This is a genomic window from Clostridium sp. HMP27 (assembly GCF_000765165.1).
In the GTDB taxonomy this organism is placed as follows: Bacteria; Bacillota; Clostridia; order Clostridiales; family Clostridiaceae; genus Clostridium_AK.
In genome coordinates this window covers 1-15,865 of record NZ_JMFY01000009.1, presented here as the reverse complement: position 1 = coordinate 15,865, position 15,865 = coordinate 1, and the positions used below count along the sequence as shown (strand labels likewise).

Genomic DNA, 15,865 nt, shown 5'->3' with positions numbered 1-15,865 from the left:
ATTTGAAAAGGGGAGTAGGTTTATGGTAGATTCAAAAATTAATGTAGTTATTGCAGACGATAACAAAGAATTTTGTAACATTTTAAATGATTATTTATTAAATCAAAGAGATATTGTGGTAGTTGGTATAGCTAAGGATGGTTTAGAGGCTTTAAAATTAATTGAGGAAAAAAAGCCTGATTTAGTTGTTTTAGATATTATTATGCCGCATCTAGATGGATTAGGAGTTCTAGAGAGACTAAATGGGATGAATATAGATCCTATGCCTAGAATAATAGTTCTATCTGCAGTAGGACAAGATAAGATTACTCAAAGAGCAATTACATTAGGAGCAGACTATTATGTTGTAAAACCATTTGATATGGATGTGTTTACTAAGAGAATAAGGCAAATGTTTAATAACACAATATCAAGCGATGAAGTAAAAAGAAGTGTTCCAATATCAGAAAATATTGAAGTAAGAGTTAATAAGAATGAACCCATGGACTTAGAAGCAGAAATCACAAATATAATCCATGAAATAGGGGTTCCTGCTCATATAAAAGGGTATATGTATTTAAGAGAAGCAATTACAATGGTTGTAAATGATATGGAACTTCTTTCAGCAGTTACTAAGGAGCTGTACCCATCTATTGCTAAGAAATTCAATACAACTGCAAGCAGGGTAGAAAGAGCTATAAGACATGCCATTGAAGTAGCATGGAGCAGGGGTCAAGTAGACACTATTAACAGGCTCTTTGGCTATACAATACACACTGACAAAGGCAAGCCTACAAACAGTGAATTCATCGCAATGGTTGCTGATAAATTAAGACTTAAAAATAGAGCATCAAATAATGCCTAAAATAATCATTTAAAATAAAAACTCCGTAATTTTTACGGAGTTTTTATTTTAAATGAATTTATAGATGTTTATTAGTATATTTTCAGCTCTTTATTCATAAATATTAAGAGGTGAATAACAAGGGGGAAAATATATGAGCAGAAATAATTTTGTTCTGGGCTTAAATGATCATATAAAAGAAAATTTTTGGCTTTATGTTATAAGCTTAATATGTATATTCACAGGAATGGTACTTGGAGTATATACAGTAAAATATATGGGAGAGATATATAAAACAGATTTAATTAGTTATTTTCAAGGTTTTACTGAGTATTTAAATACAGAAAACTTGAATTATAAGGGAGTATTTTTAAATACTATAAGAAGTAATATTCCATTTATATTATTTATTTGGTTATTAGGAATGACCATGGTAGGAATTCCTGTAATACTTATAATTGGAATTATAAAGGGATATACATTAGGTTTTACAATAAGCTTTATAATTAATTCAGTGGGATTAAAGGGAATAGGTATTGCAATATTTGGAGTTATTATTCAAAATATAATATATATACCTTGCATGATAATTGCATCAGTGCTTGCTATGGAATTTTCGCTTAACTTTCTTAAAGAAAGAATTGACAGAAGAGTAAAAGAAAATATATGGATTAAGATGTTAAGTTATTCTTGTTCATTTTTGGCAATAATAGCTGTAATGTTTGTTGGATTCTTTATGGAAGCCTATATAATTCCTAATATATTAAAAATAATTATATAAAAAATTTCTTTATAAATCATATAGGACATGCAGGGAGGAGAAATTATGAATATAAGAATTTTAGAAGAATCTCTAGTTATAAAAATAGTAAAGTGTTTTTTTATACTGCTATTCTTTGGAGAAATTTTTCCTTTTATTTTAGACATATTTTTTTATTACTTTGTTGATAAAGTAGCTGTTTATGATAACAGTATTTTAGTATACAATATTATTAATAGAAATATTGACATATTATATAATTATATATATATATTTCAGGAATTTTTAAAATATTAAAGGATTTTTCATCGTTTTGTGGAAGTAATATATTATAAGATACATAGGAGAAGAAAAAACATGGATGAATTTCTATTAAGGTATATTAATTATTTAAAGAGTAAAAATATGAGTAAGAATACTTTAGATGCATATAAAAGAGATATAGATAGATTTTTAAAATTTATTTTACTTAGGAATGAGGATTTAAATGGTGTAGATGATATAAGTATAATGGCTTTTGTTCAAGAACTACATAAAAATAAAAAGGCTAATTCATCTATTGTAAGAAACATAATTGCTATAAGAAATTTTTACAAATTCCTAAAGAAGCAGGGGATTATAAATGAAGACCCTGTCATAAATTATGAAATACCTAAAATAGAGCGTAATATGCCACAAATACTTACGCTAGAGGAAGTTAATAAACTTCTTAATTCACCAGATTTAACAACAGAAAAGGGCGTAAGAGACAAAGCTATGCTGGAGGTAATGTATGCTACTGGAGTAAAGGTTACTGAACTTTTAAATATAACAACCTTTGATGTTAATCTTAAGTTATCTTACATAAAATGTAGAGGAAGCAAAAATAAGGAGAGAATAATACCAATAGGAAGTTATGCTGTAGATTGTATTAATAATTATCTTAAAATAAGAAGCTTACTTAATATATATAATTTAGAATATTTATTTTTAAATTTACAAAGTACTAAAATGACAAGGCAAGGTTTCTGGAAGATAATAAAACAATATGCAAAAATAGCAGGAATAAATAAAGAAATAACCTCTTACACATTAAGGCATTCTTTTGCAGTTCATCTTTTACAAAATGGAGCAGATATAAAATCTGTTCAAGAACTTTTAGGTCATAAAGATATGGCTGCAACTCAAATATATTCAAGTATATCTAGGAAAAGCAAAATTGCTGAAGTGTATAAAAAGGCACATCCTAGGGCATAAAGGGAGGACATTGTATGAACTTAGAAAAGGTAAAAGAAAGTGTTGATTTTATAAAATCAAAAATAGATATTTCTCCTGAAATAGGAATAATTCTTGGGTCAGGACTAGGAGATTTAGCAGAAAAAGTAGAAAATAAAGTTATAGTGAAATATGAGGATATACCTAATATGCCTAAGTCTACTGTAGTAGGTCATGCAGGGCAGTATGTATTTGGGAAATTAAGTGGAAAAGATGTGGTAATGATGCAAGGAAGAATTCATTATTATGAAGGACATCCAATGGAGATAATAGCTCTTCCTATACATATAATGAAGTTTTTAGGTATAAAGACTTTAATAGTTACAAACGCAGCAGGAGGAGTAAATACAAGCTTTAATCCAGGAGATTTAATGATAATTACAGATCATATAAACTTTGTATTTAATAATCCATTAATAGGGAAAAATGATGAAGAAATTGGGCCTAGATTTCCAGATATGAGCATGCCTTATGATAAGGATTTAGTTAACTTATCAGAAGAAGTTGGAAAAACTCATAATATAAATATTCAAAAGGGAGTTTATGTTATGATGCCAGGACCAACCTATGAAACGCCAGCTGAAGTAAAAATGATAAGAATAATAGGTGGTGATGCAGTAGGAATGTCTACTGTACCTGAGGTAATAGTTGCAAAACATGCAGGACTTAAAGTTCTTGGCATCTCATGCATTACAAATATGGCATCAGGAATACTAAATCAACCATTAAATCATCAAGAGGTAATAGAGACGTCTAATAGAGTTAAAGATACCTTTACTAGACTTATTACAAATATTGTAGAAAAAATGTAATTATAAGGAGCGGCTAAACCATGAGAAGTTTATTACATAAGATAGAAGATGCAAAGAAATATATACAAAGTATAGATAGCAGCAAATTTGACTCAGCAATAATACTTGGAACTGGGCTTGGAAGTATAGTAAATAATATAGAGAATAAAAAAGTAATAAAATATCAAGATATCCCTGGATTTCCTGTATCTACAGTTGCAGGTCATAAGGGAGAATTAATTATTGGGGAATTAGAAGGTAAAAAAGTAATAGCTTTTAATGGAAGATTTCATTACTATGAAGGATATGCCATGGACCAAGTAGTATTTGGAATAAGGGTAATGAAAGCTTTAGGTATAGAAAATATATTAGTTTCAAATGCTGCAGGTGGAATGAATCCAGAGTTTGAACCAGGAGATTTAATGATAATTACAGACCATATAAACTTTATGGGTACTAACCCACTTATAGGGAGAAATTTTGAAGAATTAGGACCAAGATTTCCAGACATGTCTAGCGCATATAATAAAGATTTAGTAAAACTTGCTTTTGAGTGTGCGACAAAACTAAATATAAAGGTTCAAAAGGGAGTATATACAGCAGTGTCAGGACCAACTTATGAAACACCAGCGGAACTAAGAATGCTTAGAATATTAGGTGGAGATGCAGTTGGAATGTCTACAGTACCAGAAGTAATAGCAGCAAATCATATGGGAATGAAGGTGCTTGGAATTTCATGTATAACTGATATGGCTATAGCTGATAATTTGGAACCATTAGATCATTCAAAGGTAGTGGAAACAGCAAATAAGGCAATGGCTAAGTTTGTTAACTTAGTAAAGGGAATAGTAAAGAAATTATAGTTAATAATTATTGATTTAAGTAGGATTTCTTCTGGTTTTTCAGAAGAAATCCTTTCTAACTCTTAATTATTAACTATTGATTAAATGGGGTGATATGTATGAGAATGTATGATATTATACTAAAAAAGAGAAATGGCAGTGAGCTTAGTAAGGAAGAAATAGAATATTTTGTGCAAAATTATACTAATGGCAATATACCAGACTATCAAGCATCTGCATTACTTATGGCAATATTTTTTCAAAAGATGAGTAAAAGAGAGACTGCAGATTTAACTATGGCTATGGCAGGGTCAGGTGATATTTTAGACTTATCTAAAATCAATGGAATAAAAGTAGATAAACATAGTACAGGAGGGGTAGGTGATACTACTACACTGGTACTAGGACCTATGGTAGCAGCACTTGGAATACCAGTAGCTAAAATGTCTGGAAGGGGACTTGGTCACACAGGAGGGACTATTGATAAGTTAGAAGCTTTTAAGGGATTATCAGTAGAGATGAGTGAGCAAAAGTTTATAGAAAACGTAAACAAAATAAAACTTGTAGTAGGAGGGCAAACAGGTAACTTAGCTCCTGCAGATAAGAAGCTTTACGCATTAAGAGACGTTACTGCTACTGTAGATAATATATCTCTAATAGCATCTAGCATAATGAGTAAAAAAATTGCTTCAGGTGCTGATGCAATTGTTCTAGATGTTAAAGTTGGAGAAGGAGCCTTCATGAAAACTAAAGAAGATGCCCACAAGCTTGCACAAGAAATGGTAGATATAGGTCATCATGTAGGAAGACAGGTAATAGCTATAATTTCGGATATGGATCAACCACTGGGCTTAGCAATAGGAAATGCTTTGGAAGTTAAAGAAGCTATAGATACATTAAAGGGAAATGGACCTAAGGATTTATTAGAATTATGCTTAGCTTTGGGATCTCAAATGGTGATTTTAGCTGGAAAAGCTGTTAGTGATAATGAAGCAAGAAATATGCTTATGGATACAATTGAAAGCGGCAAAGCATTAAATAAGCTTAAAGAGTTTGTGATTGCACAAGGCTCAGAAACTTCCTGTATAGATGATACAGATAAGCTACCTAAATCAGAGTTTATGATTCCCGTAGAAAGTAAAGAGGATGGATATGTAAATAAAATACATGCAGAAAGTATAGGAATTATAGCTATGGAATTAGGTGCTGGAAGAGCTACTAAGGAAGATATAATAGATCTTTCTGTTGGAATAGTTTTAAATAAGAAAAGAGGAGATAAAGTAAAGAAAGGTGACATTTTAGCATATATACATGCTAATGATATAAACAAGGCAGAGAAGGCTAAAAAAGACATATTAAATAATTATGTAATAAGTGATAAGTATGAAGATATAATTCCGCTCATATATGATATAGTAAAATAATATTAAAGAGAGCATTACATCATAGTGTAATACTCTCTTTAATATTTTGTACTTATTTATTAGTTAATTTTACAATTAATCGACTTTTCTTGGAGTCCAATCATTTTTATCTACTGCAGCTTTGGTGATATCTTCCTGGACAGCTTTAGCTAAATCAACTGCAGCTTGGCATTCGTCATAACAGAAAGAATTTAGTACAGCCTTTGATCTTGATTCCATATACTTGCCTTCAATGTTTTGAATCTTAGAAAGCATATCTTTTTCATAAGGATCAAATTTTGCCCTTATTATATTATGGTAATCTTGGTAAAATGCAAATGTTCTTGTATCAATTTGCTGGAAGAGAGCTGCAGCTGCAGGTCCTTGAAAATCTGGATGCACTTTATCTATTCCAACATAAAAAGGAACAAAGATTGAACCACATGGAGGTGAAAAAGAATGAAGCATTAATCCTAGTTCGTTAGGAACATTTGGTCTAGCCCATAAAACTGCTGAAGACATAGTTCTTCCCCAACCTAAGTCGTGGCTGCATAGTCCACGTATATAAAGGTTTGTGGAAACCTTATCATCTTTTGGGAAATCTATAATGAATTCATTGTTTTCCCAGTTAGCAAAATTTTTGTCACCTAAACTATAGAAAGGAATTTGATTTGTATTAACAACTTTACCACTTGGTAAAGTATAGGTGTCATAATGGTCTCTTGAACCTTTCATCATAGTCTCAAGTGTTATATTTCCAAAAGATTTTTTCATAAGCTCCATTGCTCTTTGATAACGTTGTTCTGTAGAATATAATTTTTCTGCTGCTTGGCGTTTGGAAAGGTCATTATCTTCTGGATATAATGTGGTACTTCCGTAAGTTTTTCTAAAGTTGATCTTACTTAATCCTTTTTGAACCCAACCTTGTTTTTCTGCAAAAGTTATCAAGTCTTTAGAAGATAAATCATAATCATCTTCAATCTGATATTGATTGGACCTTGCGGAAACTGCATTTGTGTATTTCTTGGCAGCCCATCTGTATCCAGTAACTTCAACTACCCATAATTCATTTGGGTCACCGATTTCGTACATTATTCCGCCCCAGGCTACACCATATTTCTCTACTAATTTTCCTACTATGTCTACACCTTCACGTGCAGTTTTTGCTCTTTCAAGTGTAAGTCTTATAAGGTCATTATCATGAAGGCCAGTATTAAAAGCGAGAGTGTCTCTAGATGGAGCATCATTATCTGCTACTATTACTTGATGCTCATTTATTCCCATTGCATAACCCCATCTACCAGCAGTACGGTCACCAACAAATTTATATGTTTTTTCTGCTTCAGGTATATCTATATAAGCTGCCTGATAAAGTTCATTATTTGCATGAGTAGCTGCTTGTTCTAAGGATACTTCACATAAAGAAGTAGCACCCAAATCACGATTTTTCATTATCATAGATCCTGTACCATCTTTTAAAGCTTTACCATGTGCTATAAATGTAGTACATTCCCCTTGTAAGCCTAATAAATTCTTATCAAATGTATTAAATATAAGTAGATCTCTGTAAGGAATTCCTGTGCTTTCAGATAGTCCCTTTATCCAGTTTAGCTTTTCAGGTAGGACTTCAGTATACATTTTTTCTACTTTGTCTAAATCGCTATTTAAAGTGCTAATGTCAATATTGTTTTTAGAGGCTTTGTCCTTAACCTCCTTTAGGTTTTGTAAAATTTGTAATTTGTACTCCTTACCAAATTTAAAACCTTCATTATAGCTATCTAGCTCTTTAGCAAATGTAAATGTGGAAAAAGAAATAATTAGTAAGAAGGTTAGCAATAAAGTTGTTAATGCTTTAGTTAATGAAAAACTTTTAAGTTTTTTTAAGAACACAATTTTTCCCCCCTCTAGTTAACTTATATGATTATTTAATTTATAAGAGTTAATTATATAATACCTCCTTTCAATAAAGTATATTGTAATTACCACAAAATGTATGACAAATAATGTTCATAATTTTTTAAAACATTTTTTAGTGGATAAATTTCTAAAATGCAGGAGAAAATACTATTGAAAGGAAGGAGGAATATTAGACATGAAAAAAATCAATAAAAAAATAATAAGTAAAATTTTAATAGGGGCACTTATTTTTAGTGGCATATCCTTTTCTCCTGTAAAGGCTAAGGCGCAAGAAGAGGGAGGAATTCAAGTTGAAGCCAAATCTGCGCTACTTATGGAGCCAAATTCAGGCAAGATATTGTATGAAAAAAATTCTCACGAAAAGTTAGCTCCAGCCTCAGTAACTAAGATAATGACTATGCTTTTAGCAATGGAAGCAGTAGATTCAGGTAAAATTAAGCTTACGGATAAAATGACTGTTAGTGAAAATGCAAAGATGAAGGGTAAGAATGGGAATAGTAGCATGCTTTTAGATACAGGTGAGGTTAGAACCGTAGAGGAGATTCTAAAGGGTATAGCTATAGCTTCAGGTAATGATGCAGCGACAGCCATGGCAGAATATCTATCTGGAAGTGAAGAAGCGTTTGTAAAACTTATGAATGATAGAGCACAAGAATTAGGTATGAAAGATACAACCTTTAAAAATTGTTGTGGACTTTCAGCACCAGGACATGTAACTACAGCATATGATATTTCACTTATGTCAAGAGAACTTTTAAAACACCCTGCAGTTTTAAAATATACAGGTACATATATGGAGACTATATCTGAAGGTAGAAAATCACCTATAGGGCTTGTAAATCATAATAAGTTAGTAAGATTTTTCAAAGGCTGTGATGGACTTAAAACCGGTTTTACAAATGAGGCTAAGTATTGCATATCTACCACAGCAGTTAGAGATGGAGTAAGAGTTCTTGCGGTAATAATGGGCGCTCCAACTTTTAAAGTAAGAAATAGAGACGCAAGTATGCTTATGAATTATGGATTTTCTAAGTTTGAATCTAAAAAGGTTGTAGAAAAGGATAAAGATATAGAAAAAATAAAAATAGGTAAAAGTGAAGATAAATTCTTTATGGCCAGAGCTTTAGAAGATTTAAATATTACTTTAGAAAGAGGATCCAATTCTAAAGTAGAAAAGAAATGTATAGTAAATATGGAGAAGAAGCGTTATAACAAGGGTGAAGTAATTGGCTACTGTGAAGTATATGTAGATGGTAAGTTATCGGGTAAAGTTAAGATATATTGTGATAGAGATATCCAGAGATCTAACTTCTTAGATAATTTAAAGTTTAATTTTAAAAATTTATTTGATAAATCTGTATAGCATTATAAGCTATGTTAGGAGATAAAAGTTTATATTCTTAACATAGCTTAATTTTTTATAGTATACTTATGATAAATTTATATATTTTTGTGCTTCAGATAACAATGTCTCTTTTTCATTTAGTAATTTTTCATCAATTACAGATTCAAGTAATTTATTTAATAGTTTTCCAATACTTTTACCAGGTGGAATACCAAGAGCAATTAAATCTTTTCCGGTGATAGCTAAATCTTTTAATGTAAAACAATTAGTTTCTGTAAGCACCTCATTTAAGAGTTCTTCAATTGTATGAATTTCTTTTAAGCGATTAGCTAAATTAGTGGGAGATTGAGCTAAAGCATCAGCTCTTTTTACTGAAAGTAGTCGCTTAAATTGTAATGCACTACCATCTAATTTCCATAACATTTTTTTAACACTTGGTTTTGTTGGGTGAATCATAATGTCATGATATTTAATTAATTCTATAATATCTTTTAAGTCAGCTGCATTAATTCCTTCTGCATTTGTAATTTTCATTCTCTTAAAGATTTCAGATGTAATTTTAGCAGAAATATCTGCATGACCATAAAAATGACCTATTCCTTGCCCATCGATAGTGTAGCAGCTTGTTTTTCCGATGTCATGAAAAAACATAGTCAATTTTAATATTAATCCTTCAACATTATTAGTTGCAACAAGTGTATGTTTCCAAACATCATAAATATGGTAGGGATTGTGTTGTTTAAACCCAACCATAGATTTTGTTTCTGGAATAATATATGTTATGATATCTTGAAATTCATCAAGTATATTAACTGCATTTTTACCTTGAAGCATTTTTACAAATTCAACGGTAATACGTTCTTTAGAGATATTTTTTAATAGTTCTTTATTTCTAAGCATAGCTGTTTTCGTAGATTCTTCAACTTTAAATCCCAGCGTAGATGCAAATCTAATGCCTCTTAAAATTCTCAAAGCATCTTCTTGTAATCTTTTATTTGCATTTCCTACACATCTAATAATTTTATGTTCAATATCAGATACTCCATTAAAGGGGTCTATAATTCCCTGAAATTCATTGAAAAAGATAGCATTTTGAGTATAATCTCTGCGGCTTAAATCTTCTATTAAATTCTTTGTAAAATATACATTGTTTGGTCTGCGGCAATCAGAGTATTCACCATCTATTCTGTAAGTAGTAATTTCAATTTCTTCACCATCCATAATAATAACAACTGTGCCATGTTTTAATCCTATACCAAGCTGTTTAAAGTCTCTGAACACTACTTGGATTTCGTCTGGTGTAGCAGATGTGCATATATCCCAATCATGAGGCTCTTCCTCCATAATAGCATCACGGGTACATCCCCCCACAACACCTGCTTCAAAACCTGCATCAACTAACATTTTTATTGCTAAAGCAGGATTTTTAGGTATATGTATTTTAAAATTCATTTATATTCCTCTGCTTTCTTTTATTTGATAACATAATGTTTTGTACTAATTCTTTACTTTTTTCTTTAAAGTATACTATATAAAAAAAAAAATCAATACTTTAAAAGATAAAAGGGTAAAATTATTCAAAAAACTTTATCAGAATCGACATATTAAATCTATTTTTTTAAAAAATAGACAAAGTATTAGGATTTAATTATAATAAGAGGGATAGAAGTGGTTGAACGATATTATATTAGGGGAGATATTAAATGGCATTAAATATAAAGATTTCTAACTTTGAAGGACCTTTTGATTTATTACTACATCTTATTAAAAAAAATGAAATGGGAATATATAATGTTAGAATATCTGATATAACTACTCAGTACTTAGATTACATAAGTAAAATGAAAGAAATGGATTTAGAAATTACTTCGGAATTTATAGTTATAGCTGCTACATTGCTTGAAATAAAGTCAAAGGAACTTCTACCTAAAGAGAAAAAGGACGAAGCTGCTATGGATTTAGAAGAAGACACTGAAAAAATATTAATTAACAAGCTTATAGAATATAAAAAGTTTAAAGCTGCATCTGAATTTTTTAAGAACAGAGTTGAACATATGGGAGTAATGTTTAGTAAAAAGCCAGAAATAATAGAGATAAAAGAAAAGAAACAAGAAAATATATTGAACAACATTACCATGTTAGAATTGTATAATTTATATATTGAAATTATGAGAATTTATAATAGTAAAATAAATTTAAATTTCATCCCAAGAGAAATTCATGTGGAGAGTTACAAAATAGAGGATAAAATGATGTATATTTCTGAACTAATGCATAAGAACAAAAAAACAGTTTTCTCTAGCTTAGCTGAAAGTTGTAACGAAAAAATTGAGATAGTAGTTACATTCTTAGCTTTATTAGAACTCATAAAGTTACGAAGATTAAAAATAGTACAGGAAGATAACTTTAAAGAAATTTACTTAGAAAGGGTTGACGAAGATGAATAAAAAGGATATTAATCAAATAGATTTACTAGATGCATCTATTAAGGATAGGTACAAGTCTATTATAGAATCTTTATTATTTATGAGTGGGGAACCATTAAATATAAAAGAAATAAGTAATATAATTGAATGCGACATTGATTATACAAGGGAAATATTAAGCAATATGAAAGATGAATTTGGAAAAGATAATAGAGGAATAAAATTAATTCAATTAGAAAGTAATTTTCAATTAGTAACTAAGGAAGAAAACAGCAATTATGTACAAAAACTTTTAAAAACAAATGTAAGACAATCCCTATCACAAGCGGCTTTAGAAACTTTAGCTATAGTATCATATAAACAACCAATTACAAGGATCGATATAGATGAAATAAGGGGAGTGAAAAGTGATAGAGCAATACAAACTTTAGTAGAAAAAAAGTTGATAAAAGAATGTGGAAGATTAGAGGTTCCAGGAAAACCTATATTGTATGGAACTACTGAGGAATTTTTGAAACATTTTGGCCTTGAAAGTTTAAAGGCACTTCCAAGCTTAGAACAAATATTAGATGAGTTTAAAGAAGAAGGAAATGAGGAAGCAGCCAGCTCAATATAGTAAATTGAGCTGGATTTTTTTGTAATTTTATTTAGATAGGGTGATTTTTATTATCCTCTGATTTGCAAATAATAACATCATCTTCTGTATCAGAATTTTTTCTAAAACCTTTTAGTAACTCTATAATATGAGGAATGTTGTCTAATACTTTATCATAAGGGTTATCCGGTGAAATTGATAACATTCTTAATGAATTTTCCTTTGCTACTAGAAATGCTACTGGTTTTACACTAACTCCTGCACCAGATCCCCCTCCAAAGGGATACTTAGAATTTTCCCTATCTTTAGGTTCACATTTTTCTAATTCACTTCCACCGCAGGCAAATCCAAATGAAACTCTAGATATAGGAATTATCAATGATCCATCTTTAGTTTCAACTGCATCACCTACTATTGTATTTACATCTATCATGCTTTTTATATTTTCCATTGTTGTCTTCATAAGATTATCAATTGGATGATTTTCCATAATTAAGCCTCCTTAAATTCTCCTTTTGTTTTATGTATATATTTATTGTTTCTATAGGATTTAAATAGTATTAACCCTATAGTAAAACATATATTAATAATTTGAACTATATTTATATAAATTATACTTTTAATTTCCAAGTTTAAATTGCTTCCATTAAAATCTGGCATAGCATTTAACTGAAGTTTTTTAATTTTAAAGAGTGAGTATAGTATATTTTCCAATGGAACAAAGAATGAATTTAAGAGTCCATAACTTAATCCTGTTAAGGCAGCATCTTCAAAACCATAATCTAAGTTAAAGTCTAGTTTTAAGCTAGGTTTTAACTTGCTTTTACAAAAGCGATGAAATATTTGCTTAATAGTATGCTTATCAAAGGCTTTTTTAAAATCAACGGTAAGTTTACTTTTTTCTTTAACTTTAGCAACGGTTGTAGGCATATTTTTTAAATCTTTAGAAGGATAAAGGGAAAATTTATAAAATCTTATAATAAGTTTATTATTTTTATAAAGTATATATATCTTTAAAGGTATTGGAATAAATAATAAAAAAATTATAAGGAAACCAATAAAAATTTTCATAATATTACCAAATCCTCCTTCAATAATTTTTATTTTAACCATATAAATAATTATTATGCATTATAAAATTAATTTTATAAGAATTAAAACGAAGCTTTGGAGGCAAAATAAAAAAGAGCGAGGTGATAAAAATGAAACATTATACAAGATTTATTGCAAAATTTATAGGGGCTTTTCTAAGTATAATTTTAACTTTGTCTAATATAAGTACAGTAAGAGCTCAAAGATTAGATAAAACTGAGAATCTCTCAATAAATGCGCGAGCATACATAGCTTTGGATGTAAATTCAAAGTCAGTACTTGTGGAAAATAATTCAGAAATTATAATGCCTATGGCAAGTACTACTAAGATATTGACAGCATTAGTAGCATTAAAATATGGAGATTTGGATAAAAAAATTGAAATATCTAAAAGATCAGCTGGTATACAAGGTTCTACTGTAGGATATTCAAAAGGAGAAAAAATAAGTTTACTAGAACTTATATATGGATTAATGCTTAGATCTGGAAATGATGCAGCAATTGCCATAGCTGAAGGCATAAGTGGAAGTGTAGAAGAGTTCGTTAAAGTTATGAATGAATATGCTTTAAATTTAGGATTAATAGACACACATTTTTATTCTCCTCATGGCTTAGATAATGAAGAACACTACACTACAGCTTATGATATGGCATTAATAACTTCTGAAGCTAAAAAAAGTGACATATTCAATAGAATCGTAAGATCAAAACAAGTAGATGGAAACGCATATGGATTTAGCAGAAGTTATAATAACATAAATAAGATACTTTGGCTTATGCCTTTTGCTGATGGAGTGAAAACTGGATATACAGGTCAAGCAGGTAAATGTCTTGTTACTTCTGCAGATTTTAAGGGACATGAAATTGTAATAGTTGTTTTCAATGCTCCGGAAAGATGGAAGGAAACTATAAAAATATTTAATTATATTGAAAAGAACTTTGAGTATAAAAAGTTCTTTAGTAAAGGGGATATAATAGCACATGGTCCTAAGGTAGATCCAAAAATAAGTTTGCAGTGTAAAAATGATATAGTTCTTCCAATCAAAAATGGAGATGATTTTGAAGCGAAAATAATAATACCAAAGGAAATAAAAGCAGGTATAAATAAAGGAGATAATGTAGGAAGAATATGTATATTGAATAAAGATAAAATAGTATATAGTGATAATTTAGCCGCTGGAAATGATTACAAAATAGGCTGGCTTAAAAAAATAAATATATTTAATAGAATTTCAAAAAAATAATAATCATACAATACAGGGACATTAAAATGTTTAGTTTAGTTCCCTGTTTTTCTATATCGTAGAAGAAAAATTTGGTATAATATATTTAAAGTTATTTGAAAATAATTAATGAGCTTATAATTAAGGAGAGTGAAAACTTTATGGAAAAACATAATGATGAAATTTCTATGAAAGACATGATGGGAGAAATAGAAAGATCAATGAAGAAGCTTAAGGAGGGTGACATAGTAAAAGGTAGGGTTATTTCAGTTACTAATGATGAGGTCTTGGTAAATATAGGATATATGTCAGATGGAATAATACCAAGAAATGAAGTATCTAATGAAGAGATAAACTTAAAAGAAATAATTAAACCTGATGATGAAATATATGTATCTATAATTAAGTTAAATGACGGGGAAGGTAATGTATTACTTTCTAAGAAAAATGCTGATGTTATAAAATCATGGGATAATTTAGAACAGACATTTAAAAATAGAGATATATTTAATATAAAAACAAAAGAAGTAGTAAAAGGAGGAATTATAGGTTACATAAGCGGCATAAGATGTTTTATACCAGCGTCTCAGTTATCTATGAATTATGTAGAAGATTTAAACTTGTATAATAACAAGGAATTAGAAGTTAAGTTAATAGAATTTGATAAACACAAGGGAAAAGTAGTTGCTTCGGCAAAGGAAGTGCAAATGGAAAAAAGGGAAAAACAAAAGCAAGAATTATTAAATTCACTTCAAAAGGGTGAAAAGAGAACAGGTAAAGTAGTTAGACTTGCAAAATTTGGAGCTTTTGTAGAACTAGGAGGAGTACAAGGATTAATACATCTTTCTGATTTATCCTGGAAAAGAGTTAATGACCCATCAGAGGTTGTTTCAGTAGGAGACACTGTAGAGGTATATGTATTGGATTTTGACAAGGAAAAAGAAAGAATTTCATTAGGTTTAAAGGATATAAAATCTGATCCATGGAATGAAGTATTAAATAAGCTTAAAGAAGGAGATATAGTACAAGGAACAGTGGTAAAATTTATGGACTTTGGAGCATTTGTAGAAGTGATAGATGGAATTGAAGGACTTGTACATATTAGTGAGATATCAGATGATAGGATACTAAAGCCTTCTGACGTATTGAAAATTGGAGATACAGTAAAAGTTAAAGTACTTGAAATATCTAGTGAGAATAAAAGAATATCTTTAAGCATAAAATCAGCATCAACGAATATAGAAGAGGATTTAGAAAAATACAATGATAAAACTGAAGGATTTACATTAGCAGATGTATTTAAAGATAAATTAAAAGATTGGAATAAATAACTTACATTATTAATAAAAAAATAGCTAAGAACTAGGCATATTTAATTTTAATTAATTAAAATT

The 15,865-nt window shown here is 29.6% G+C and carries 16 protein-coding genes; 12 read left to right on the top strand and 4 right to left on the bottom strand.

Annotated features, from left to right (window positions below; all coding sequences use genetic code 11):
• Positions 1-22 precede the first annotated feature (22 nt).
• From spo0A to DP68_RS04930, 7 genes are all read left to right on the top strand, one after another.
• The gene (spo0A, locus tag DP68_RS04960; protein ID WP_035306971.1) at positions 23-844 is read left to right on the top strand and encodes a sporulation transcription factor Spo0A; all 822 of its coding nucleotides are present in this window, start codon (positions 23-25) and stop codon (positions 842-844) included.
• Between the two features lie 133 nt (positions 845-977).
• A complete protein-coding gene (spoIIM, locus tag DP68_RS04955; protein WP_035306968.1) occupies positions 978-1,604 on the top strand; it encodes a stage II sporulation protein M in 627 nt (208 codons plus the stop codon).
• 45 nt (positions 1,605-1,649) lie between these two features.
• A complete protein-coding gene (locus DP68_RS04950; protein WP_035306965.1) occupies positions 1,650-1,880 on the top strand; it encodes a hypothetical protein in 231 nt (76 codons plus the stop codon).
• A gap of 60 nt (positions 1,881-1,940) precedes the next feature.
• Positions 1,941-2,819, top strand: coding sequence for a site-specific tyrosine recombinase XerD (xerD, locus tag DP68_RS04945; protein ID WP_035306962.1), 879 nt, complete (start codon positions 1,941-1,943; stop codon positions 2,817-2,819).
• A gap of 14 nt (positions 2,820-2,833) precedes the next feature.
• Complete coding sequence (locus tag DP68_RS04940) at positions 2,834-3,649, top strand: purine-nucleoside phosphorylase (RefSeq protein ID WP_035306959.1); 816 nt, start codon at positions 2,834-2,836, stop codon at positions 3,647-3,649.
• Between the two features lie 20 nt (positions 3,650-3,669).
• Positions 3,670-4,491 (top strand): purine-nucleoside phosphorylase, encoded by an 822-nt coding sequence (locus DP68_RS04935; RefSeq protein WP_035306957.1) that lies wholly within the window; start codon positions 3,670-3,672, stop codon positions 4,489-4,491.
• A gap of 98 nt (positions 4,492-4,589) precedes the next feature.
• A complete protein-coding gene (locus tag DP68_RS04930) occupies positions 4,590-5,894 on the top strand; it encodes a pyrimidine-nucleoside phosphorylase (RefSeq protein WP_035306955.1) in 1,305 nt (434 codons plus the stop codon).
• 75 nt (positions 5,895-5,969) lie between these two features.
• On the opposite strand, the gene DP68_RS04925 is transcribed toward DP68_RS04930, so the two are convergent.
• A complete protein-coding gene (locus DP68_RS04925; RefSeq protein WP_035306952.1) occupies positions 5,970-7,763 on the bottom strand; it encodes a C69 family dipeptidase in 1,794 nt (597 codons plus the stop codon).
• A 202-nt stretch (positions 7,764-7,965) separates the two neighbouring features.
• Between DP68_RS04925 and DP68_RS04920 the strand changes: the two genes are divergently transcribed.
• Complete coding sequence (locus DP68_RS04920) at positions 7,966-9,153, top strand: D-alanyl-D-alanine carboxypeptidase family protein (RefSeq protein WP_035306950.1); 1,188 nt, start codon at positions 7,966-7,968, stop codon at positions 9,151-9,153.
• A gap of 66 nt (positions 9,154-9,219) precedes the next feature.
• Here the strand turns inward: DP68_RS04920 and DP68_RS04915 are convergent, their stop codons facing one another.
• A complete protein-coding gene (locus DP68_RS04915; RefSeq protein WP_035306946.1) occupies positions 9,220-10,587 on the bottom strand; it encodes an HD domain-containing protein in 1,368 nt (455 codons plus the stop codon).
• Between the two features lie 251 nt (positions 10,588-10,838).
• Here DP68_RS04915 and DP68_RS04910 point away from each other — a divergent pair, with 251 nt between their 5' ends.
• Positions 10,839-11,582: a segregation/condensation protein A gene (locus tag DP68_RS04910; RefSeq protein WP_035306943.1), complete on the top strand. Its 744-nt coding sequence runs from the start codon at positions 10,839-10,841 to the stop codon at positions 11,580-11,582.
• Entirely contained in the window at positions 11,575-12,177 is a 603-nt protein-coding gene (gene scpB / locus DP68_RS04905; protein WP_035306940.1) for an SMC-Scp complex subunit ScpB, read from the top strand. Before DP68_RS04910 ends, scpB begins: the two co-directional genes overlap by 8 nt.
• A 31-nt stretch (positions 12,178-12,208) precedes the next feature.
• Here scpB and ytfJ read toward each other — a convergent pair whose 3' ends face one another.
• Both ytfJ and DP68_RS04895 read right to left on the bottom strand, forming a co-directional pair.
• The gene (gene ytfJ / locus DP68_RS04900; RefSeq protein WP_035306937.1) at positions 12,209-12,646 is read right to left on the bottom strand and encodes a GerW family sporulation protein; all 438 of its coding nucleotides are present in this window, start codon (positions 12,644-12,646) and stop codon (positions 12,209-12,211) included.
• Positions 12,647-12,648: 2 nt separating this feature from the next.
• Entirely contained in the window at positions 12,649-13,227 is a 579-nt protein-coding gene (locus tag DP68_RS04895) for a DUF2953 domain-containing protein (RefSeq protein WP_035306935.1), read from the bottom strand.
• A gap of 131 nt (positions 13,228-13,358) precedes the next feature.
• On the opposite strand from DP68_RS04895, the gene DP68_RS04890 reads away from it, so the two are divergent.
• A complete protein-coding gene (locus tag DP68_RS04890) occupies positions 13,359-14,492 on the top strand; it encodes a D-alanyl-D-alanine carboxypeptidase family protein (RefSeq protein ID WP_052085654.1) in 1,134 nt (377 codons plus the stop codon).
• Between the two features lie 140 nt (positions 14,493-14,632).
• Entirely contained in the window at positions 14,633-15,802 is a 1,170-nt protein-coding gene (rpsA, locus tag DP68_RS04885) for a 30S ribosomal protein S1 (RefSeq protein ID WP_035306932.1), read from the top strand.
• Positions 15,803-15,865: the final 63 nt, after the last annotated feature.